The following is a 20,354-nucleotide window of genomic DNA, read 5'->3' as shown; positions in this document are numbered from 1 at the left end:
CCATTTTATAACGTTTTTCTGCCATTTGTTATAAGCTCAAATAAGCGCTAATGGTGTGGGAGGACGTATGTCGAAACTATTCCGAGCTGTCTATTTAACTGCTTTTTTAGGCGTTGCACTTGTCCAATTATGTGCCTGTACGACTGTGACTACGCCTAAGACGGATGAGGTAGAGTCTTTGTTTGCAGACTCACTCTTTACCCCTGTGACTGACATTCCCTCAATTAAGGATATTTTCTATTTACCCCCTGAAGTCGTCAGTGATATTAAACGTACCTATGATAGAAATGCTTTATCTTTAAATAGTGCTATTGCTGCAAACGAATGGTTAGTAAGGTACATCAGTGCAAATCAAACTGGGGCTGAGAGCAATTTTCGTTATCAAGATAACTTGACGCAAGTGGCATATGAAACTTATCTCCAAAGGGCCGGTAATTGTATGTCACTTGTTGTCATGACCTCTGCCTTAGCGGATATTTTGAATATTGAAACCGAATTTCAAGATATCGCCATTGAGCCTATGTGGGATAAGCAGGGGGATTTCTATTTAATTAATGGTCACGTTAATTTACGTTTGTTGCCCTCTGGTACTAGGCATACGGTTTATATGTCATCCCATGCCATTCTCGTTGATTTTATGCCGGAGCGTGCCCTACGAGGCTATGCCAAGACACAAATCAGTCGGCAAACATTGATCACTATGTTTTACAATAACATGGCTGCGGAATCTCTAGTCAATGGTAACTTAGATCGTGCCTATGCCTTGGTAAAAGCAGGTGTAAAGGCGGGGCAGTTTATTCCGGCGCTCAATACCTTAGCCGTTATTTATCGCCATAAAGGGGATGAGAAGCGTGCAGAGCAGGTATATCGGTACGCGTTAAGGTTCGATGCGCAAAATATGACAACACTCTATAATCTAGCGGTGATTTTAGGGGATCAAGGTCGATTAGATGAATGGGCTAAGATCCATAAAGTGCTCGAACTTTCCCGTATCCGTAATCCCTATTATTACTATGATATGGCACAACAAGCATTTGATGAAAAACAATATAACCAAGCATTGAGCTGGTATCAAAGGGCGCTTGAGCGGGCCGATTATCGCCATGAGTTTTTCTTCGGTATCTCGCAAACCTATTGGGCTTTAGGGGATAAAAAACGTGCTCAGCTCAATATGGAAAGAGCCATGGTACTCAGCCGTAGTGCTACTGAAAGATATCGTTATCAAGCTAAACTTGAAGCAATGAAACATCATTAACGGCCGACCTAAATAGCTGCGGAGGATAGTTGATACCTAAGCCCATCTCAAATGCAGATCCACGGCTGTATTCGATTTTACTAAGAATGACTGTGATTTCTGCTGCATATTTGAATTTATAGTTTTTAAAAATATATTAAAACAATAAGTTATATTTGATTTTTTGAAATAGAAACAACTTGGTTGCATTAGCGCTTCAGACTGGATAAATTGAACTCAGTATTGCCGTTGAGATCCCGTATTGCAGCGATAGAAATAGCCTAAGACACCAGAGTTGGAGCAGTAAATTATGCATTACCAAAACGATGACGTTCGCATTAAAGAAATCAAAGAATTACTTCCTCCCATTGCGATTCTTGAACGATTTCCTGCTTCCGAAAAAGCCTCTGCCACTGTATTTAATGCCCGTCAAAGTATTCACCATATTTTAGCGAAAAATGATGATCGCCTTTTAGTGGTAATCGGCCCTTGCTCTATCCATGATCCTAAAGCCGCATTGGAATATGGTCAGCGTCTTGTTTCTCTGCGCGAGCATTATAAAGATCAACTTGAGATTGTGATGCGAGTGTATTTTGAAAAGCCAAGAACGACTGTGGGTTGGAAGGGGTTGATCAACGATCCTTATATGGATAACAGTTTTAAACTGAATGATGGACTGCGTACCGCCCGAAAATTATTAGTGGATTTAAATGATAGTGGTATGCCAACGGCGGGAGAGTTCCTTGATATGATCACGCCACAATATATGGCCGACTTAATGTGTTGGGGAGCCATTGGTGCGCGTACAACTGAGTCACAGGTACATCGAGAGTTGGCATCGGGGCTTTCGTGTCCTGTCGGGTTTAAAAATGGCACTGATGGTACGATTAAAGTCGCTATTGATGCGATTGGTGCTGCAAATGCACCACACCATTTTCTTTCTGTCACCAAGTTTGGTCATTCTGCGATTGTGTCAACTAAGGGGAATCCCGATTGCCATATTATTTTGCGTGGTGGACGCGAACCTAACTACAGTGCGCCCCATGTCGCACAGATAAGTGAGCAGCTACAAAAAGCCAAATTACCCGATAATGTGATGATCGACTTTAGTCATGCTAATAGTAGTAAACAGTATCAGCGCCAAATGGTAGTCGCTCAAGATGTGGCTGACCAAGTTGCCGCAGGCAATAAAGCTATTTTTGGCGTTATGGTCGAGAGTCATTTAGTGGAAGGGCGTCAGGATCTCGTTGATGGGCAAGATTTATGCTACGGCCAAAGCATTACCGATGCCTGTATTGGTTGGGATGACACTGAGCGTTTGTTGGCTGTATTAGCCCAAAGTGTGATTGAGCGTCGCAAGGCCTAAAAGTCGGTCAGTAAGCAAAATAAAGGCGCTTTTCAGCGCCTTTATTTTTATGATTTATTGCTTATTTCGGCTAAATATTCGTTTGCTTTGGCTAAGCTACCAAAGGCGGCAATCAGGTTGTTTCGACCTTTGTCCTGAATTTCTGGATTGCCTGATTCTATCATCATCCACACCCAAGTTTGGATCAGTGGTAATGGCGGGTATTGAACTTTAGCGGAATCCAACATAAAGCTTCCTTTGATCTTGATTTAATTGAGTTATCTTAATATTACCGCCAGATATAAGTCAGTTGCGCTTATACCGCTCTATCTAGCGTCTTGAGATTAGCAAATTTTGTGGCTTTTCATCACCAACCCCAATGGCATTTTGGGTAAATCTTGAAAAATAATCAACACTATAAATCTCACTAATAACGCTTATTTTAGGGGGTTGTATATCGATAAGTTTATTGTTTGTGAGTTAAATGTGTTCATGGGTGCTGTTGATATATTTTTACATGGTATGTCTCTTATAAGTCGTAGGAATGACATTACGATTAACGAGTCTATCAGCCCCAATTCTGATTGTCTGTCAGATAAATCTGATTGATTTTGTTCAAGCTTTGTCGGTTTGATTTCACCCAATGTTGATATCTGCTGTTACAATTGGCCTAACTCATTTAAGGTTAAGTCATATGCGTCCAACATCATATTTTGAAGGTCCAATAGATAAGCTAAACTGGCATGTCCTCAAGTTACTTTGGCCCTATTTGCTTGAATATAAAGGTCGTATTACCTTGGCTATGTCTTGTCTTGTCGTCGCAAAACTGGCCAGTGTCGCATTACCATTTATCCTTAAACAGTTAGTCGATACTTTAGATGACGATAAAACAATACAGGCATTAAGTGTTCCTGTTGGCCTAGTGCTTGCTTACGGTGCGGTGCGTTTATTGACTGTTATTACTGGGGAAATACGCGATACGCTATTTGGTCGAGTCACTGAACGAGCTATCCGACGTTTGGGGTTAGCGGTATTTGATCATTTGCATCGGCTAGATTTAGATTTTCACTTAGAGCGAAGAACGGGGGGCTTATCACGGGATATTGAGCGCGGCACGAGTGGTGTGAGTTTTTTAATGCGCTTTATGGTATTCAATATCGTGCCAACCTTACTCGAAATTGCCATGGTGATTGGTATTTTCTTCTTTAATTACGGTGTCGCCTTTGCATCAATTACTTTTTTCTCTGTACTGGCTTATATCCTTTTTTCCGTTATTGCGACTGAATGGCGCACGGAATATGTGCGTGATGCAGCGAAAGCTGATTCGCTATCCAACACAAGGGCTATAGACAGTTTACTGAACTACGAAACTGTAAAGTACTTCAATAATGAGAAATATGAGTCTGAGCGATATGATCAAGCTCTGGACCAATGGGAAGTGGCGAAGCGAAAAAACCGTTTATCGCTCTTTGCCCTAAATGGAGGGCAGGCTTTAATTATTGCATTAGCGATGACGGCCATGATGGCGCTAGCGGCTTATCGTGTCACCTATGGCGAAATGACATTGGGTGATTTTGTATTAATTAACGCGTTTATGATGCAACTCTTTATGCCATTAAATTTTCTCGGTTTTGTTTATCGTGAAATCCGGGGTGCCTTAGCTAATATTGAACGTATGTTTAGCCTGCTTGATAAATATCCTAAGATCATCGACTCACCAAATGCCCTCGATTTTCAGCCATCAAAAGGTGAGCTTTGTTTTGAGAACGTCAACTTTAGCTATGATGATAGACCTATTCTGCGGGATGTGAGTTTTAAGGTCGCTGCGGGTAAAAAAGTTGCGGTTGTTGGTGATAGTGGAGCAGGTAAATCGACACTGATTAAACTCCTTTTTCGTTTCTATGATGTAGATCAAGGCGCGATTAAGATCGATGGTCAAGATATTCGTCATTTGACTCAAGATGCACTACGGCGTGCGATCGCGATTGTACCGCAGGACACTGTACTTTTTAACGATTCCTTAGTTGAGAATATTCGTTATGGTCGCCCTGGCGCGAGTGATGATGAAGTCCGAAATGCCATTAAACTCGCACACTTAGAACAGTTTATCGCTTCACTTTCCCAAGGTTGGGATACTAAAGTGGGTGAACGCGGCTTAAAGTTATCTGGCGGAGAAAAGCAACGAGTCGCTATCGCCAGAGCCATTCTTAAGGGATCGCCGGTGCTAGTGTTTGATGAGGCAACCTCATCACTGGACAGTCGTTCTGAGCAGGCTATTTTATCGGCGCTACGTGAGGTGGCTAAAGGGCATACTAGCTTAGTGGTTGCCCATAGACTTTCGACAATTGTGGATGCCGATCAAATTGTTGTATTGAGCCAAGGTAAGATAGTTGAGCAAGGTAATCATGCTTCTTTGCTGGATATGGGAGGGTTATACGCGAAATTGTGGCGAATACAAAATGAGCAATCACAAGCCCCTGTGGATGTTTAATTGCACAATACAGTTCAGTCTTTATTCAGCTTCAGATCTCTATACTCAAGAGCCATCAATCAATCGGTAGAGGTGTGGCATGGAGAATATTTCACTTAGAGTCAATATTGAAGGCAAAGAAGAGAAAGTCGCCACTGATTGGTTTGCAATTATGGCGACCTTAAAAAAACGTGGTGTGGATTATGATTCACTACAACGTATTCATGCAGAACTCAGTGCAGGGCTAAAAGTCACGACAAGACGTCTTACGCTGGCCAAAATGAATGAAGAAATACCTCTCGTCGGCGTGATCCGAGATATGAACATCTCTCATAGAGAATCAATAGGGATGCATTAGATATCGCTGTTGATACAACTGCAGGGGAAGATAGGGAAACGATTTACAACATTCCCTTCAGTTTTCCCCCTTTCCAGCCTTCGCATAACAAATTTAATTTAGTTGTCGATTCATCTATAAGGGTGAGTCTAATAATCTGCCCTTCACGAAAACACACAAGCTCGCCTTCGATTTCGGTCAAGCGATTACAGCTCTTACAGCTCGTGCTTACAGTTTTACTGGCGGGCAGTTGGCTTCCAAAGCTTGATTTCAAAGTGTTTCCTCAATTGTGTGATGCCGATTTAGCATTTTAATTATGCCATACCTCACGGATCTTACCCCTTTTGTGATACGCATTCAAATATACTCCACTTACCTAGTGTAGTCGAAAGTTGTATAAGCATGAAATTTTGGCGACTTTTCTTACTGATCCATGTGGGAATAGTATTTATCAAGGGAAACAGACAGACCACTGTCTAGCACTATCCTAACGTGGGAAGGTTTAAGCTGCCTTGGTTCTTTCACGCCGCAGGAGTGAGCAATCAAACCAAGGTCGTGATGTAGGTTGCGGTTATAGTTGGCGACACGCGTAGATTTATCCCTTGGGTTTAGGCCTTGTTGTAGCTTTTTATTGTGAGTCGTTATTCCTGTTGGACAGGTATCTTTGTTACATTGTAAAGCTTGAATGCATCCAAGGGCGAACATATTACCGCGAGCAGAGGCAATAAAATCGGCACCTAGTGCTAATGCCCAAGCGACTTTTGACGGCACGATCAATTTACCGGATGCGATAATTTTTACTCGTTTCCGCAAACCCCGTTGGATCAAAATATCAACTAATATCGGCAAACTTTCTTTAAGCGGTAAACCTACATAGTCCATCAAAGACTGTGGTGCTGCACCAGTTCCCCCGTCAGCACTGTCTAAGGTAAAAAAATCAGGGGCGGAATCTTCACCTCGGCGCTCAATTTCATTACAAAAGTCTTCCAGCCATTGAACATCACCGAGTACGGCTTTAATTCCTGTGGGTTTACCTGTTACCTCACGCACTCTGGCGATCATGTCCAAAATATCGCCCACGGATTTAAATTCGATATGACCATTGGGGCTAATGGAATCCAATCCTTGAGGAATACCGCGAATATGGGCAATTTCTTCGGTGACTTTTATGCCCGGCAGTATGCCGCCTTTACCAGGCTTTGCTCCTTGGCTCATTTTGATTTCAAACATTTTAACTTCTGGATGGGCGGCAATGGATTTGAGTTTTGCATCGTCTAAGTGACCATGTTCATTACGTACGCCATATTTTGCTGTACCGATTTGAAAAACAAGATCACAGCCACCCTTTAGGTGATAGGGACTTAGACCACCTTCACCGGTGTTTAACCAACAACCCGCGAGTGCAGCTCCGTGTGATAGTGCGGTAATTGCGGGTCGTGAGAGGGCATCATAACTCATCGCTGAAATATGGCAAATGGCTTGAGTGGTATATGGTTCTCTGCAGTGAGGGCCGATAGTGACAGGGTAAATTGGCGTGATATCTTCATCTTGGGTAGGGAAGGCTGTGTTCATAAACATAATTGTGCCAGCATTATCCAAGGGGCGAGTCGAACCAAAGGCAATTGTTCTATCCACATTCTTCGCGGCGCGGTATACCCAGCTTCGTTCAGCACGGTTAAAAGGCAGTTCTTCTCTATCTTGGGCAAAGAAGTATTGTCTAAAAAATTCTCCTTGCTTTTCAAATAAGTATCTAAAACGGCCTATCACGGGATAGTTGTGTCTGATGGCTTGTTTTGTTTGCATCTTATCGATGATATACATGTAGAAAAGGGCAAGTACACCGAATCCTATTAGGATTAAAAATAATCCAGAAAACAGATCTAGCCCCCACATAAACCAATGTTGTTCACTCATTTTGTGATCCTTTATTCTTGTCCATAACGTGTCGCAATTAGACTTGCAGCTTGACTATCACCGATGGAAAGCAAAAAAAGTTGGCTGTAATCATCTTCATTGATGGCGTTGATCTCGGGTCCACCCAATGCCTTGATAATAAGAGGGATAGTATTGGAGTGCCCGACAATTAATGAATTCCCCTTTACCGCATAGACTTGTTCAACGATTTGTTGAATATGCTCTTCGATAGGTTTTTGAGCAGGCACTATAGTTACGGGTAAATGACGTACTTTACTCATGGGAGACAGCGTTTGTTGCGTGCGTTGATACTGCGTGGCAATAAGTTGAAATAGTGGTGTACGATTTAAGGCAGTAATAAGGGCTACGGCTCGCATTTCTCCTTGAGGAGATAACTGGGGATCATCAATCTGCAGGTTAATCTTTTCAGCATGTCTTACTAGGACGATCAATCTCGTATCTGCTACGGCTTGATTTATGGAAGACGCAGCAAAGCAGAGCAATAACAAAAAACCAGTTAATAGCTTAATGGGTGACAGATAAGGGATGAAACGACGATTTGTCAAACTCACTACTACTTGAAAATTAAACTGATTGATGTCATGACATGCTGCCATTGCATTACATCCTTTTTATCGATTTAGATAAGCATTTTAGTGATTGGTTGAATAGGTACTTTTAAAAATAACCACCAATTTATATTGGTTTTATCATAGCGTTACGGCTTGATAATAGTGTAATTTTAAAAATTACTAAAGTTGTTCAAATTTTGGTCGATAATTAGGTCGACCCGAATTGAATGGATAGCTACCATGGAAATCAATAAATCCGCTCCGACTCAGCAGAGCACATCTTTGCCCCATAAAAATGTCCCTAAAGATAACGAGGCGAGTGAATCTAAAGCGGCAACAGCCCCCTCTAAGCTCACGGCACAACAGACAAGTAAGAATCTGATGAATCAGGCCATTTTATCCGCACAGCAGGATGTGAATATCAAGGCTGGTGATAAGTCTATGGTCTTACTCTATCGCGCAGCAATCGAGGCGATAAACAAAGAGTTAGCACCGAGCATGGGTGAGAATGCCATTCAAACGGCTTATGACAATGGCGTTGACACTTCGCCAGAGGCGACGGCCGATCGCATTGTTAGCTTTGCAACGCAGTTTTTTAGTATCCACCAGCAGCAGAACTCAAGAATGAGTTTCGATGAACAGCTCGATAGTTTTATGACCATTATTGGTGGCGCTATAGATAGTGGTTTTAAGGATGCAAGAGAGATTTTATCAGGTCTTAAAGTGCTGCAAGGCGATATTGCTGATGGCGTTGATAAAACTTATTCTCTGGTACAAGAGGGTTTACAAGCTTTTAGAGATAGCTTTAATAAGAAAAACGATAACAGTCAGACTGCTGCCACATAATGCCAATAGCTTTTGCATTTAACTTACCCTAAACCCCTTTATTACAAGGGATTTTTTATTAACAGCGAATCATAGTGTTGTTTAAATCTCCCTATTCCTGAAATTCGCATCTTGAGGTAACTTGGGTATATGCTAGAGATCTGTTCAAGATTTTACTTGAGGATGGCTTATGTGGATTAGAGGAAGAATTATTGAACGTATTGATTGGAATGATAAATTATTCTCACTGCGCATTGCTGCAGCACTGACACCATTTATTCCCGGTCAGTTTATTAAACTTAGCCAAGTACAAGACGAAAAACGTGTCGCTAGAGCATACTCGCTCGTAAACTCGCCCGATAAACCCTATGCAGAAGTACTTGCGGTCGCGGTAGAAGAAGGACAGTTATCGCCTCAATTACAACACTTAACCATAGGCGATGAGATTGATATTAGCTCGACAGCAACGGGTTTTATGACCTTAGATGAAATTCCTAAGGGGGAGGGTCAAGGAAAGCATTTATGGTTTTTAGCGACAGGAACTGCGGTTGGCCCATTTCTTTCGATGTTGGATACCGCGGAACCTTGGCAGCGTTTTGAAAAGATTGTGCTTGTGTACGGGGTGAGAGAGGCAAAAGATTTAGCGTATCTTGACAAATTACGCAGCTATGAACAGCAGTATCCAAACCAATTTATTCTGTGCTTATGCGTGACTCGCGAAGCTGTGGATGGTGCATTGCAATGTCGCATTCCAGAAGGTTTAGCTTCAGGAGAAATAGAGCATCAAGTAGGGTTAACCTTGAGTATGAACGATTCTCAGGTGATGATCTGTGGTAATCCTGGCATGATTAGCGGTGCTCAGTCTGTTCTACTTGATAAAGGTCTTACTAAGAATTTACGCCGTGCGCCTGGACAAATTACCGTTGAAAAATACTGGTAATGTCGCTATTCACAAGCGGCCTCAACATACTAATTTAACTAGTATTAAAAGTGTTTTTTTAAGGTAAATGATGATTCCAACAAGAGAAGGATATTTTTGATGAAGTTGCTGTGCTCTCTGGCATCCCCCTATGCCCGCTGCGTTAGAACGCTAATTCGTTATTTAAATATTAAGGATATTGAAGAAGTTACTGTAAACCCCTTTGAGAATACCGCTGAGTTGCTTGATGCCAATCCACTAGGCCAAATCCCGTGTCTTATCACGAATGATGGTATACCTCTGTATGATAGCGAAGTGATTATGCGTTATTTGGATGCTGAACTTGGCGAACAACATATGTTTGGTGTGCCCAATAGTCATTGGGTATTGCAGTGCCAGTTCTCTATGATAAAAGGATTGATCGATAGCGCGGTAAAATTACGTCAAGAGCAAATGCGTGAAGATGAAGGTTTGAGATCAGTCTTTTGGACATCGCGATTTGAACAGGCGTTGCTCCGCGGTTTAATGCAGATGGAGCATCAAAGTGTAATCACCCAAGCTACAGTGCAAGCGCCACAGTTAGCCTTAATTTGCCTACTTGATTATATGGACTTTAGACATCCAGAGCTTGATTGGCGAAAAGTTGCACCCGCTACGGCACTTTGGTTTAGTGACATGCGAGATTTACCTGCATTCGTTGAAACTCGTCCTCACTAGTTTGAAAAGGCTTAGCAATCAGTTACGCGCCTTCCCCTTGGATTGTCACGGCGATTTTGCTCACCAAAAGCGCCGTATAACTCCCGAGTGACACCGTAATCCACTCGACGATCATGGCCAACTTGACGCCTATCTTGATGGTGTTGATAACGACACTGACAACTTGCTTGGGTGCATTCTTCCATCGGCAGTTCAGGGGCTTCTTTGGATAAAAAACGTTTTCCTGATAGCGCATTCACTTTTTCACAACCACTGCCATTGCTTACTATGCTAACACTATGAAAACGGTGCTCTTGGATTATAGGTACTTTTTCTGCCGTATAAGATGTCGTTTTACTGCGGTATTTTCGCTGTTTTTTACGGCTCTTGAGTGTGCTTAATCCAAATAACATCAGTGTTGCTACGACTAGCAGGAGTATGGTCAACATATTTGTTCCCCATGGATTTTGACAAATTAAGGTTCAGTTTAGTTTGATTTGAGATAATCGCCAGTTTTAAGGTTAAATCTATTAAAAACAAAAAGTTAAACTTGCTATTGCTCTGTGGTTGACTATCTATTACTCTGGAATAAGTGATAACTATTATCATTAAAGTGCATAAAAATACTGGCGAGTGATATCACAATATTGGGGAGAAATAGATAATGAAATTGGTAACTTATGCTGCGTTAGTTGGGTTAATTTCCGTTGGGCAATCAGCGTTTGCGGATGAAAAACTAACGGTTTACTCTTATCGCCAAGCATTTTTAGTGGAGCCAATCCTTGCGCGTTTTACTGAGGAAACTGGCATTGGCGTGAATGTCGTATTTGCGAAAGATGGTATTGCAGAGCGCATTGCCCGTGAAGGCCGCTTATCTCCTGCTGATTTAGTATTGACCTCTGATTTTTCTCGCCTAGTTGAATTAGTCGAAAAAGATCTCACTTCTCCCGTTAAAACGCCCACACTCGAAAGCAATATCCCCGCACAATATCGTGATCCAGATGGTCAATGGTATGCTTTGACTATGCGAGTCAGAAACCTATACACAGCAAAGGATCGTGCTGGTCCGCAGCAATTAACCTATGAGGAACTTGCCGACCCTAAGTACAAAGGAAAAATTTGTACTCGAAGCGGTAAACATCCATATAACATTGCGTTAGTGGCATCAATGATTGCGCATCATGGTGAGGCTGAAGCAAAAACTTGGCTGCAAGGTGTGAAAACTAATTTAGCACGTAAGCCACAGGGTAACGATAGAGGCCAAATTGCCGCTGTTAAAGAGGGATTGTGTGATGTTGCGATAGGCAATAGCTATTACTATGGCAATATGTTGCAGGATCCTGAGCAAAAAACTGTAGCGGAAGCTGTCGTGATTAATTTTCCAAACCAAGCCAATCGCGGCGCCCATGTGAATGTTTCAGGTATGGTATTAACACGCCATGCGCCTAATAAAGAAAACGCGATTAAATTAATGGAGTTTTTATCGGCCGATATCGCGCAAAAAGCCTATGCTGATGTAAACATGGAATATCCAGTCAAAGCCAATGTAGCACCATCGCCGCTTGTGGCTTCTTGGGGAGAGTTTAAGGTTGATCAACTGCCTATTTTCAAACTTGCTGAATATCATCAAGCCGCGGTGAAGTTGTTAGATGAAGTACAGTTTGATTTGTAGTTGCTTGTTATTAAAAGCATTGCATTAATATTAAAGCCAGCGCCATTTATTGGCGCTGTGACTTTTTAAGGATTGACATGATTTTAGGATTAGCCAGAAGCTGGTCGCTTGCTGGTTATGCCGTGGCAGCATTACTCGTATTGCCTCTTTTTGCCTTAATATTTCAAGCATTTCAGCCCGATGAGGCAGTGTTTGACCACTTAATGGCAACTGTGTTACCCACTTATATCATCAACAGCTTATTACTGATTTTTTGGGTGAGTGTGGGTGCGCTTTTACTCGCTTTACCCTGCGCTTGGTTGGTGGCTCGCTGCGAATTTATTGGAAGGCGTTATTTGCAGTGGGCGCTGTTACTGCCTTTGGCTATGCCTGCCTATATTGTTGCTTATGTATATACCGATTTACTCGACTATGCAGGGCCTGTTCAGCGAGGGCTGCGCTTACTCTTTGATTGGCGTTCATCTCAAGAATACTTTTTTCCTGATATTCGTTCCTTAGGCGGTGCGGCTTGTATGCTGTCGCTCGTACTTTTTCCTTATATTTATCTTTTAGCGCGCACCGCTTTTATGGAGCAGTCCCTAAGCTTAGCCCATGCCTCTCGTATTATGGGCTGTTCTTCATGGCAGAGCTTTTGGCGCCTCTCTTTGCCAATGGCAAGACCCGCAATCGCCGTGGGAGTGGCTTTGGTCGCGATGGAAACCGCGGCAGATTTTGCGACTGTAAGCTATTTTGCTGTGCCCACTTTAACTACTGCGGTATACGATACATGGCTCGGCTACGGTAATCTGACTGCTGCGGCGAAATTGTCAGCCATTATTTTACTGGTGATCTTTATGCTCATTGGATTCGAGCGATTTGCGCGCCGTAAACAGCAGCTATTTCAAAAACAGTCACGTATTCAGACTACTGATTTATATCGACTTACCACTAAACAAACTGTGTATGCACTCATTTTTTGTGGAACAGTACTCTTACTATCGTTCTTATTACCTTTTGGGATTTTAGTATCCTATGCTATTGGTTATTTTGAAAAAAGTTGGGATTCAAGTTTTTGGCAATTGAGTCTTAATAGCCTTAGTCTTGCGTTAGTCACCAGCATACTCTGTTGTTTGATAGCTTTGTTCTTGATGTTTGTGCGTCGTATCAGCCCAAGGCGCAGTGATACATTACCTTCACGTTTAGCATCAACAGGCTATGCTTTGCCCGGTACTGTGTTAGCTATCGGTGTATTAGTGCCGTTAACTTTGCTCGATTTTGGAATTAACGATCTGGCTGACTATATCGGTGTCAAAGGTCCTGGACTCCTACTCACGGGCAGTGTAGTGGCTTTGGTTTTTGCTTTTTGCGTGCGCTTTATTGCCATCGCAATCGGGAGCATTGAAAGTAGCTACAAGCGCATCTCACCATCATTAGATATGGTGAGTTTAACAATGGGACAGAGTCCAATAAGACTACTCAGTCGAGTACATTTACCCTTGCTCTCAAAGGGGATTTTTGCCGCAGCGTTGTTGGTTTTTATCGAAAGCATGAAGGAACTGCCAGCCGCTTTGCTGCTAAGGCCGATTGGGTTTGAAAATCTTGCAACTCATGTCTTTCAGTTTGTGTCCGATGAAAAACTGGAACATGGCGCTCTAGCTGCTATTGTGATTGTCATCGTGGGCTTAGTGCCTCTCATTTATTTAAATCGTTCTTTGGAGCAACACAGCGGATGACTCGTACGCTCACCCTTCACCAAGTTCATAGTGATTATCAGGGCCAGCAAGTGCTCAAAGGCTTAAGTTTAGATCTTGCTCAAGGAGAAATTCTTGCACTGTTAGGGCCTAGTGGCTGTGGAAAAACGACTTTGCTAAGGGCTGTCGCTGGATTGCAGGCGATCAGTCAAGGCGAGATTTTGATTAATGGCAAGCTCGTGAGTGGTCAAAAGACATTTGTGCCTAGTGAGCAACGTGGCATTGGTATGATTTTCCAAGACTATGCACTTTTCCCGCATTTGACCGTAGCAGAAAATATCTTATTCGGTGTACCTAAGTTATCAGGGGCTCAGCGTCAATCACGTTTAGATGATATGTTAAGCCTTGTTAAACTTGACGGTTTAGCAAAACGCTATCCGCATGAATTATCGGGTGGTCAGCAGCAGCGAGTTTCGATTGCTCGTGCGCTGGCCTATGAGCCGCAGTTATTGCTGCTTGATGAACCCTTTTCCAATATCGACGCTCAAGTGCGCTACGAGATGATGGCTGAAATTCGCAGCATCTTAAAACAACGTAATGTCAGTGCGGTATTTGTTACTCACAGTAAGGATGAGGCGTTTGTGTTTGCTGATACTTTAGCCATATTTAATCAAGGGGTTATCGTGCAATATGGCAGTGCTGAGGCTGTGTATGCCACGCCAAATAGCCGCTATGTGGCAGACTTTTTGGGAAGTGGCAATTATTTACCTGCTTCAGTAGTCGATGGGCACAGAGTTACAACACCAATAGGGCATTTAACCAGTCTTACACCTTTACCATTTCCGAATGAGTATCGTGGACAGATCTTCTTGAGACCGCAGCAATTGACATTATCAGCAGATGAACAGGGTGTTGGCACTATTACGGAGCGACGTTTCTTAGGCACTTTTTGCCATTATTGGGTGAAGGTTGAAGAAGCCTCCCATGCCTATTATGTGGAGGTTCGTAGCCAAATGATGCAACTTACCATTGGGCAAAAAGTAGGATTGACGACAGAACCGCATTCATTAGTGCTATTCGAATCTTAAGCATATTTAAAATGTGGGTACCCAATTTAAGCAATGAGTATTTATTGGATGCTGATACCACATAGCCAATGAAAGTAAGACATTTTTGCTTACGTTTAACTTGGGTCTACGCAGTATTGGATGATGATATTTTCAACCATCCTTGTTACTTTAAACCTCCGGTTTCGGAGGATTTATGCTAAAAAAAATAAATTTAATTTGTACCCTCGTTATTGTAACAACTGCGATATTGTCTTCAGGAGTGATGGCCATGGATAGGATCACAGGTAAAGCTTTTGCAACTCGTTCTGAAGTGTATGCAACCCAAGGGATGGCGGCGACAAGCCAACCCTTAGCGACACAGGTTGCGATCGATATTCTTAAACAAGGCGGTAGTGCTGTTGATGCGGCTATTGCCGCCAATGCGATGCTAGGGTTAGTTGAACCGACAGGTTCAGGTGTAGGTGGTGATTTATTTGCAATTGTGTGGAGTGCGAAAGATAAACGTCTCTATGGTCTTAATGCCTCTGGTCGCAGCCCCAAATCCTTAACGCTAGAGAAGCTAAAATCCCTCGGATTAGATTACTTGCCTCCTTTGGGGCCGCTACCCGTATCCGTTCCCGGCGCGGTGGATGGATGGTTCGAACTGCACGATAAGTTCGGCAAGTTACCAATGGCCGATAACTTAGCGCCAGCGATTCGTTATGCCCGCGAAGGTTTCCCTGTCTCCGAGTTGATTGCCTATTACCTTGAGGGCAGCGGTAAAAAGCTCGCTCAATTCCCCGGTTTTAAAGAAACCTATATGCCAAATGGCAAAATGCCAGCCGTAGGGGAAATCTTTAAAAATCCTGCGCTTGCTAATACTTATGAAAAAATTGCCAAGGATGGGCGCGATGCTTTTTATAAAGGGGATATCGCCAAAAGTATAGATAAGTATATGAAATCTCAAGGTGGCTATTTAAGTTATGATGATTTAGCGAGTCATACGAGTGAATGGGTTGATCCAGTTTCGGTCAATTACCGAGGTTACGATGTGTGGGAATTGCCGCCCAATGGACAGGGTATTGCTGCGCTGCAAATCCTTAAAACGATGGAGCCCTTTAATGTTGCTGCTATGGGCTTTAATAGTCCTGAATACGTACATTTATTTGTTGAGGCTAAAAAACTCGCCTTTGCCGACAGGGCGAAGTTTTATGCAGATATGGCTTTTAACAAAGTCCCCGTTACAGAGCTTATCTCACAGAAATATAACTATGATCGCGCTAAGTTAATTAATCCTAATAAAGCCGCTAAAAGCGTTGATGCTGGAAATCCAGCATTACAACATGGTGATACGGTTTATCTAACTACCGCCGACAAAGATGGCAATATGGTGTCACTCATTCAGAGTAATTACCGTGGTATGGGCTCTGGGATGACACCACCAGATCTTGGTTTTGTATTGCAGGATCGTGGGCAAATGTTTGATTTAACAGAGGGGCGTTTTAATTCATACGCCCCTGGTAAGAGGCCATTCCAAACCATTATTCCCGCTTTTGTGACTAAAGATGGGAAGCCTTGGCTGAGTTTTGGTGTGATGGGCGGCGCAACCCAGCCACAAATGCATGCTCAAATATTAGTCAATCTCATTGATTTTAAAATGAACTTGCAAGAAGCGGGCGATGCTCCCAGAATTTTACATTCTGGCTCCACTGAGCCAACGGGTGAAGTCATGCATGATGGTGGTTATGTCAGTCTGGAATCAGGTTTCCCGGTAGAAACCCGCCGTGAGTTAATTAAGAAAGGCCATGTGTTGCGTGATAGTCTTGGTGATTTTGGCGGCTATCAAGCCATTGGATTTAATGCCGAAACGGGTGTATATCGTGCGGCATCTGAGAGTCGCAAGGATGGTCACGCCGCAGGCTATTAACACTAATATAAATGCTAAGGTAAACTCAACACTGAGTGAACCTGACTTCATTGATTCGATTAAACTGATTGGCGAGACTTTAATGGTCTCGTCAATTTTTATGTTTAAGGGTCTTGGGGGATAATGCTCCGCTATTGGCATTATCATAAACAGATCAGAGCAAACTGTGCGTTACTTAATGTCATTTTTGGGTAAAGTTGCGGATAATATTGCCGAAAATGAATTTATAAAAAGGGTCATAACCAGATGGATATCCAAAATATGCCACGTGAACAGTTGGGTGTGTGTGCAGAGGGGAACTTACATAGTATTTATTTGATGTTTACTGCGAATGATAATGTTGAGTCTCAATTACGTCCCTGTATTGCCAACGTCGCGCAGTATATTTATGAGCTGACAGATCAGTATTCCGATAGTGCATTCAATGGCTTTGTGGCTATTGGCGCTAACTATTGGGATAGCCTATATCCAGATTCGCGTCCAGCAATGCTCAAACCTTTTCCTGCGATGCAAGTTGGAAGCCGTGAAGCGCCTGCAATCGAATACGATTTATTCGTGCATATTCGCTGTGACCGTTACGATATTTTGCATTTGGTTGCCAACGAAATTAGTCAAATGTTTGAAGATTTAGTGGAATTAGTCGAAGAAGAACGCGGTTTTAGATTTATGGATAGCCGCGATTTGACAGGGTTTGTTGACGGTACTGAAAATCCCAAAGGTCGTCACCGTCAGGAAGTGGCACTTGTAGGAGATGAAGATCTTGAGTTTAAGGGCGGCAGCTATATTCATGTGCAAAAATATGCCCATAATCTGAGTAAATGGAATCGATTACCTGTTAAAAAACAAGAAGATATTATCGGGCGTACTAAGCAAGATAATATTGAATATGAATCGGAAGACAAGCCGCTAACGAGTCATATCAAACGTGTGAATCTTAAATATAACGATGGTCAGTCCATGGAAATTCTGCGTCAAAGCATGCCTTATGGTTCGCTCAAGCAGCAAGGTTTAATGTTTATTTCTAACTGCCGTACACCGAATCATTTTGAACAAATGCTGCATAGCATGATGTTTGGTGATGGTGAGGGAAACCACGATCACTTAATGCACTTTACTAAGGCGATGACAGGCTCGTCTTTCTTCGCGCCCGCATTAGACTTTATGCTGCAGTTTGACGAATAAGCCTTCTCACGCGATTTAAGCAAATACGAATAAAACGCACTGATGCTCAAGCATTAAGTGCGTTTTTTGTGTTTAAATCAGATGGGCGGGTGTCCATTTCTTGATATCGAGTTGCCACTGCTGAGCGGTGAAATCGATAAACGCTCTGACTAACATCTGCTGATAACTTCGGGATAAATAGACGGCCCACAGGGTTTGGCCAGGAGCCGTAAAGTCGGGTAAAACTTCCTGAAGTTGGCCACTGGCAAGGTACTGATTGGCCAAGTCACAGGGAAGGCGTACAATGCCGTGCCCCCTCAGTGCTGCGCTAACCAATACCCCCATATCGTTGGCTTTGAGGTTACCAGTGACTTTGATGACTTCACTTTGTTTTTCTTTTAGAAAATGCCAACTGTGCTGCGCCGTGTGGACAAGGCAATTATGTGCTAGTAAATCAATTGGTTCGTTTAAGGGGCTTGTATTAGCAAGATAAGTTGGTGCAGCGCAAACCACTGCATCTATCATCATTAAACGCCGCGCAATCAAATTCTCATCGGGCTGTTCGGTGTATCGCAGTGCCACATCAACCCGTTCATCGACCAATTGGGCAAAACTGTCTGACATGGCCAGTTGGATATTGACCTTAGGGTGTAGTTTGATAAAGCGATCGACAACATCAAACAGACTGTGCTGCCCCAGCCCTATGGGGGTTGCGATTCTGATGCTTCCAACAAGTTCAGTATTATGACTATGTGCACGGCTCTCCATCGCGGCAACTTCACTGAGCAAGCGCTGGCAATACTGCAAGGTCTCTTCACCCTGTAGCGTTAGGCTTACGCTACGGGTCGTTCGGTGTAATAAGCGTAAATTGAGCCATTGCTCAATTTCTTGAATATGGCGCGAAACCTGTAGTCGACTTAGGTCGAGGTGTTGGGCGGCCTTAGTAAAGCTTCCACAGTTTGCCACCTCGACAAAACTGCGTATTGCGGCAATCTTATCCATATTAGTATCCCAATCTGAAACAATCTTGCTCATTTATCGATATTTATCACGTGAAATATCCCAAGTAAACTGAATCCAATGTAAACCATCTGAATAAGGTAACAAAATGAAAATCGCAATTTTAGGTGCAACAGGTTGGATTGGTGGTGCAATTTTAAAAGAAGCACTAAGCCGAGGGCATGAAGTCACCGCACTGGTTCGTGATCCAAGCAAATTACCAACAACGAATGCGGCAGTGCGTACCGTGGATTTAAATCAGCCACTTGTTGCTGATAGCTTTACCAATCAGGATGTCGTGATCGCCGCGATCGGTGGCCGTACCGCACAAAACCACGAAATAGTGGCGGGAACAGCCACTCATTTATTAGCAATATTGCCTAAGGCCAAAGTGCCGCGTTTATTGTGGGTGGGTGGTGCAGGGAGTTTAGAAGTCGCACCGGGTGTAACTTTAGTATCAACCCCTGATTTTCCCGAAGCTTACAAGAGCGAAGCATTAGCGGCGGTTGAAGCATTAAAGGTGTTTAGAGAAGCCAATACAACGGTCAATTGGACATTTGTTAGCCCCGCCGCTGAGATTTACCCAGGAGAGAGTGAGGGCCCCTATCGTGTTGGTGGCGACAGTTTTTTTACCGATGCCAATGGTCAAAGCCGTATTTCGGTCACTGATTACGCCAAAGCCATGGTAGATGAGGCTGAAAAGGGCACTCACCCAAACCAACGCATCAGTGTGGCTTATTGATATGACGATGGTGAGTTAGATACTGTGCTGGAATGTGTAACGTAATAGGGACAGTAGACATATAACTGCACCGTTATGTACTTAAAAATGCACAGGTAAAATAAAACAGGTCAGCGAACTGACCTGTTTTTTTATTCTGCATAATTGAATAAAGATTTGATCGTTTCTAAGGTATCGGCGATATCTTGGATACTCGATGGACAAATAAAGATAGTGTCATCACCAGCAATCGTCCCCAAAATCCCTTCAGGTTTACCGATTGAGTCCAATAAACGAGCAATTAACTGTGCAGCACCCGGACTGGTACGTACAACTATCATAGCTTGGTTGTGGTCAACATCGAGTACCAAATTCTTTAAGGGGCTGCCCGCAGTGGGGACACCTAACTCGGCTGGTAAGCAATACACCATTTCTTGCTTAGCGTTACGAGTCCGCACAGCACCGAACTTGCTGAGCATCCGCGATACTTTTGATTGGTTGATGTTGCCAAAGCCTTCTGCTTGCAAGGCGGCGACGATTTCACTTTGAGAGCCAAAGCGCTCTTCTTTTAAAATCGACTTAAAAATTCTAACAAGGTCATCCTGATTCTTGGTCGTTTGCATAATGTTATTATTCGTTATTCAAAAAAACAGGCCCATTTTGAATATTTTTAGAAAAATTGTCAACAAATAACCAGATTGGTTGAATAAAAATTCACTTGTTAAGTGGGGTTATGCTTATGTTTCGCACTTTAATGCATAGAATAGAGTGATTGTTCTACTTTATTCCGTAATTCTTTTCTCCCACGACTAAGGGATAATTGAAATTGTTGTGACATTCCAG

At 42.9% G+C, this 20,354-nt stretch carries 20 protein-coding genes; 13 read left to right on the top strand and 7 right to left on the bottom strand.

Translation table 11 applies throughout. From position 1 onward, the window contains the following. Window positions 1-67: 67 nt before the first annotated feature. A complete protein-coding gene (locus JEZ96_RS16155; protein WP_061783125.1) occupies window positions 68-1,255 on the top strand; it encodes a tetratricopeptide repeat protein in 1,188 nt (395 codons plus the stop codon). 289 nt (window positions 1,256-1,544) lie between these two features. Then, the gene (aroG, locus tag JEZ96_RS16150; RefSeq protein WP_061783124.1) at window positions 1,545-2,600 is read left to right on the top strand and encodes a 3-deoxy-7-phosphoheptulonate synthase AroG; all 1,056 of its coding nucleotides are present in this window, start codon (window positions 1,545-1,547) and stop codon (window positions 2,598-2,600) included. Window positions 2,601-2,647: 47 nt separating this feature from the next. On the opposite strand, the gene JEZ96_RS16145 is transcribed toward aroG, so the two are convergent. After that, window positions 2,648-2,827, bottom strand: a complete 180-nt coding sequence (locus JEZ96_RS16145) for a hypothetical protein (protein ID WP_011788085.1) — start codon at window positions 2,825-2,827, stop codon at window positions 2,648-2,650. A gap of 446 nt (window positions 2,828-3,273) precedes the next feature. Here JEZ96_RS16145 and JEZ96_RS16140 point away from each other — a divergent pair, with 446 nt between their 5' ends. Both JEZ96_RS16140 and JEZ96_RS16135 read left to right on the top strand, forming a co-directional pair. Then, a complete protein-coding gene (locus JEZ96_RS16140; protein WP_014611335.1) occupies window positions 3,274-5,070 on the top strand; it encodes an ABCB family ABC transporter ATP-binding protein/permease in 1,797 nt (598 codons plus the stop codon). Between the two features lie 79 nt (window positions 5,071-5,149). Beyond that, window positions 5,150-5,407, top strand: a complete 258-nt coding sequence (locus JEZ96_RS16135) for a hypothetical protein (protein ID WP_011788087.1) — start codon at window positions 5,150-5,152, stop codon at window positions 5,405-5,407. A 43-nt stretch (window positions 5,408-5,450) separates the two neighbouring features. Here the strand turns inward: JEZ96_RS16135 and JEZ96_RS19560 are convergent, their stop codons facing one another. The 3 genes from JEZ96_RS19560 to JEZ96_RS16125 form a co-directional block, all read right to left on the bottom strand. Further along, window positions 5,451-5,660 carry a hypothetical protein gene (locus JEZ96_RS19560; protein WP_011788088.1) on the bottom strand — a complete coding sequence of 70 codons (210 nt, stop codon included), beginning with the start codon at window positions 5,658-5,660 and terminating at the stop codon, window positions 5,451-5,453. A gap of 149 nt (window positions 5,661-5,809) precedes the next feature. After that, on the bottom strand, window positions 5,810-7,300 hold the full coding sequence (locus JEZ96_RS16130; RefSeq protein ID WP_128090243.1) for an FMN-binding glutamate synthase family protein: 1,491 nt from the start codon (window positions 7,298-7,300) through the stop codon (window positions 5,810-5,812). 11 nt (window positions 7,301-7,311) lie between these two features. Continuing rightward, complete coding sequence (locus JEZ96_RS16125) at window positions 7,312-7,917, bottom strand: histidine phosphatase family protein (RefSeq protein ID WP_025007522.1); 606 nt, start codon at window positions 7,915-7,917, stop codon at window positions 7,312-7,314. Window positions 7,918-8,112: 195 nt separating this feature from the next. Between JEZ96_RS16125 and JEZ96_RS16120 the strand changes: the two genes are divergently transcribed. The 3 genes from JEZ96_RS16120 (at window position 8,113) to JEZ96_RS16110 (ending at window position 10,333) form a co-directional block, all read left to right on the top strand. Then, on the top strand, window positions 8,113-8,718 hold the full coding sequence (locus JEZ96_RS16120) for a DUF5610 domain-containing protein (RefSeq protein ID WP_014611332.1): 606 nt from the start codon (window positions 8,113-8,115) through the stop codon (window positions 8,716-8,718). Window positions 8,719-8,887: 169 nt separating this feature from the next. After that, complete coding sequence (locus JEZ96_RS16115) at window positions 8,888-9,637, top strand: ferredoxin--NADP reductase (RefSeq protein WP_025007523.1); 750 nt, start codon at window positions 8,888-8,890, stop codon at window positions 9,635-9,637. Window positions 9,638-9,736: 99 nt separating this feature from the next. After that, on the top strand, window positions 9,737-10,333 hold the full coding sequence (locus tag JEZ96_RS16110; RefSeq protein ID WP_025007524.1) for a glutathione S-transferase N-terminal domain-containing protein: 597 nt from the start codon (window positions 9,737-9,739) through the stop codon (window positions 10,331-10,333). 11 nt (window positions 10,334-10,344) lie between these two features. Here JEZ96_RS16110 and JEZ96_RS16105 read toward each other — a convergent pair whose 3' ends face one another. Next, window positions 10,345-10,761 (bottom strand): hypothetical protein, encoded by a 417-nt coding sequence (locus tag JEZ96_RS16105; protein WP_011788094.1) that lies wholly within the window; start codon window positions 10,759-10,761, stop codon window positions 10,345-10,347. A 215-nt stretch (window positions 10,762-10,976) separates the two neighbouring features. Between JEZ96_RS16105 and JEZ96_RS16100 the strand changes: the two genes are divergently transcribed. The 5 genes from JEZ96_RS16100 to JEZ96_RS16080 all read left to right on the top strand — a co-directional run bounded on the left by JEZ96_RS16100 (window position 10,977) and on the right by JEZ96_RS16080 (window position 17,812). After that, window positions 10,977-11,984 carry a Fe(3+) ABC transporter substrate-binding protein gene (locus tag JEZ96_RS16100; protein ID WP_025007525.1) on the top strand — a complete coding sequence of 336 codons (1,008 nt, stop codon included), beginning with the start codon at window positions 10,977-10,979 and terminating at the stop codon, window positions 11,982-11,984. A 77-nt stretch (window positions 11,985-12,061) separates the two neighbouring features. Further along, window positions 12,062-13,696 carry an ABC transporter permease gene (locus JEZ96_RS16095; RefSeq protein ID WP_025007526.1) on the top strand — a complete coding sequence of 545 codons (1,635 nt, stop codon included), beginning with the start codon at window positions 12,062-12,064 and terminating at the stop codon, window positions 13,694-13,696. Next, window positions 13,693-14,742 (top strand): ABC transporter ATP-binding protein, encoded by a 1,050-nt coding sequence (locus JEZ96_RS16090; protein ID WP_014611328.1) that lies wholly within the window; start codon window positions 13,693-13,695, stop codon window positions 14,740-14,742. Before JEZ96_RS16095 ends, JEZ96_RS16090 begins: the two co-directional genes overlap by 4 nt. 175 nt (window positions 14,743-14,917) lie before the next feature. Then, window positions 14,918-16,630: a gamma-glutamyltransferase gene (ggt, locus tag JEZ96_RS16085; protein WP_011788098.1), complete on the top strand. Its 1,713-nt coding sequence runs from the start codon at window positions 14,918-14,920 to the stop codon at window positions 16,628-16,630. Window positions 16,631-16,876: 246 nt separating this feature from the next. Next, window positions 16,877-17,812 (top strand): Dyp-type peroxidase, encoded by a 936-nt coding sequence (locus JEZ96_RS16080; protein ID WP_011788099.1) that lies wholly within the window; start codon window positions 16,877-16,879, stop codon window positions 17,810-17,812. Between the two features lie 72 nt (window positions 17,813-17,884). On the opposite strand, the gene JEZ96_RS16075 is transcribed toward JEZ96_RS16080, so the two are convergent. Next, window positions 17,885-18,793: a LysR family transcriptional regulator gene (locus JEZ96_RS16075; protein ID WP_014611326.1), complete on the bottom strand. Its 909-nt coding sequence runs from the start codon at window positions 18,791-18,793 to the stop codon at window positions 17,885-17,887. Window positions 18,794-18,899: 106 nt separating this feature from the next. Here JEZ96_RS16075 and JEZ96_RS16070 point away from each other — a divergent pair, with 106 nt between their 5' ends. Continuing rightward, window positions 18,900-19,532 (top strand): NAD(P)-dependent oxidoreductase, encoded by a 633-nt coding sequence (locus JEZ96_RS16070; protein ID WP_128090244.1) that lies wholly within the window; start codon window positions 18,900-18,902, stop codon window positions 19,530-19,532. A gap of 131 nt (window positions 19,533-19,663) precedes the next feature. Here JEZ96_RS16070 and argR read toward each other — a convergent pair whose 3' ends face one another. Continuing rightward, on the bottom strand, window positions 19,664-20,134 hold the full coding sequence (argR, locus tag JEZ96_RS16065) for a transcriptional regulator ArgR (RefSeq protein ID WP_011788102.1): 471 nt from the start codon (window positions 20,132-20,134) through the stop codon (window positions 19,664-19,666). Between the last annotated feature and the right edge of the window lie 220 nt (window positions 20,135-20,354).

This window comes from Shewanella putrefaciens (genome assembly GCF_016406325.1).
In the GTDB taxonomy this organism is placed as follows: Bacteria; Pseudomonadota; Gammaproteobacteria; order Enterobacterales; family Shewanellaceae; genus Shewanella; species Shewanella putrefaciens.
This window is presented reverse-complemented; position numbering and strand designations above follow the sequence as displayed.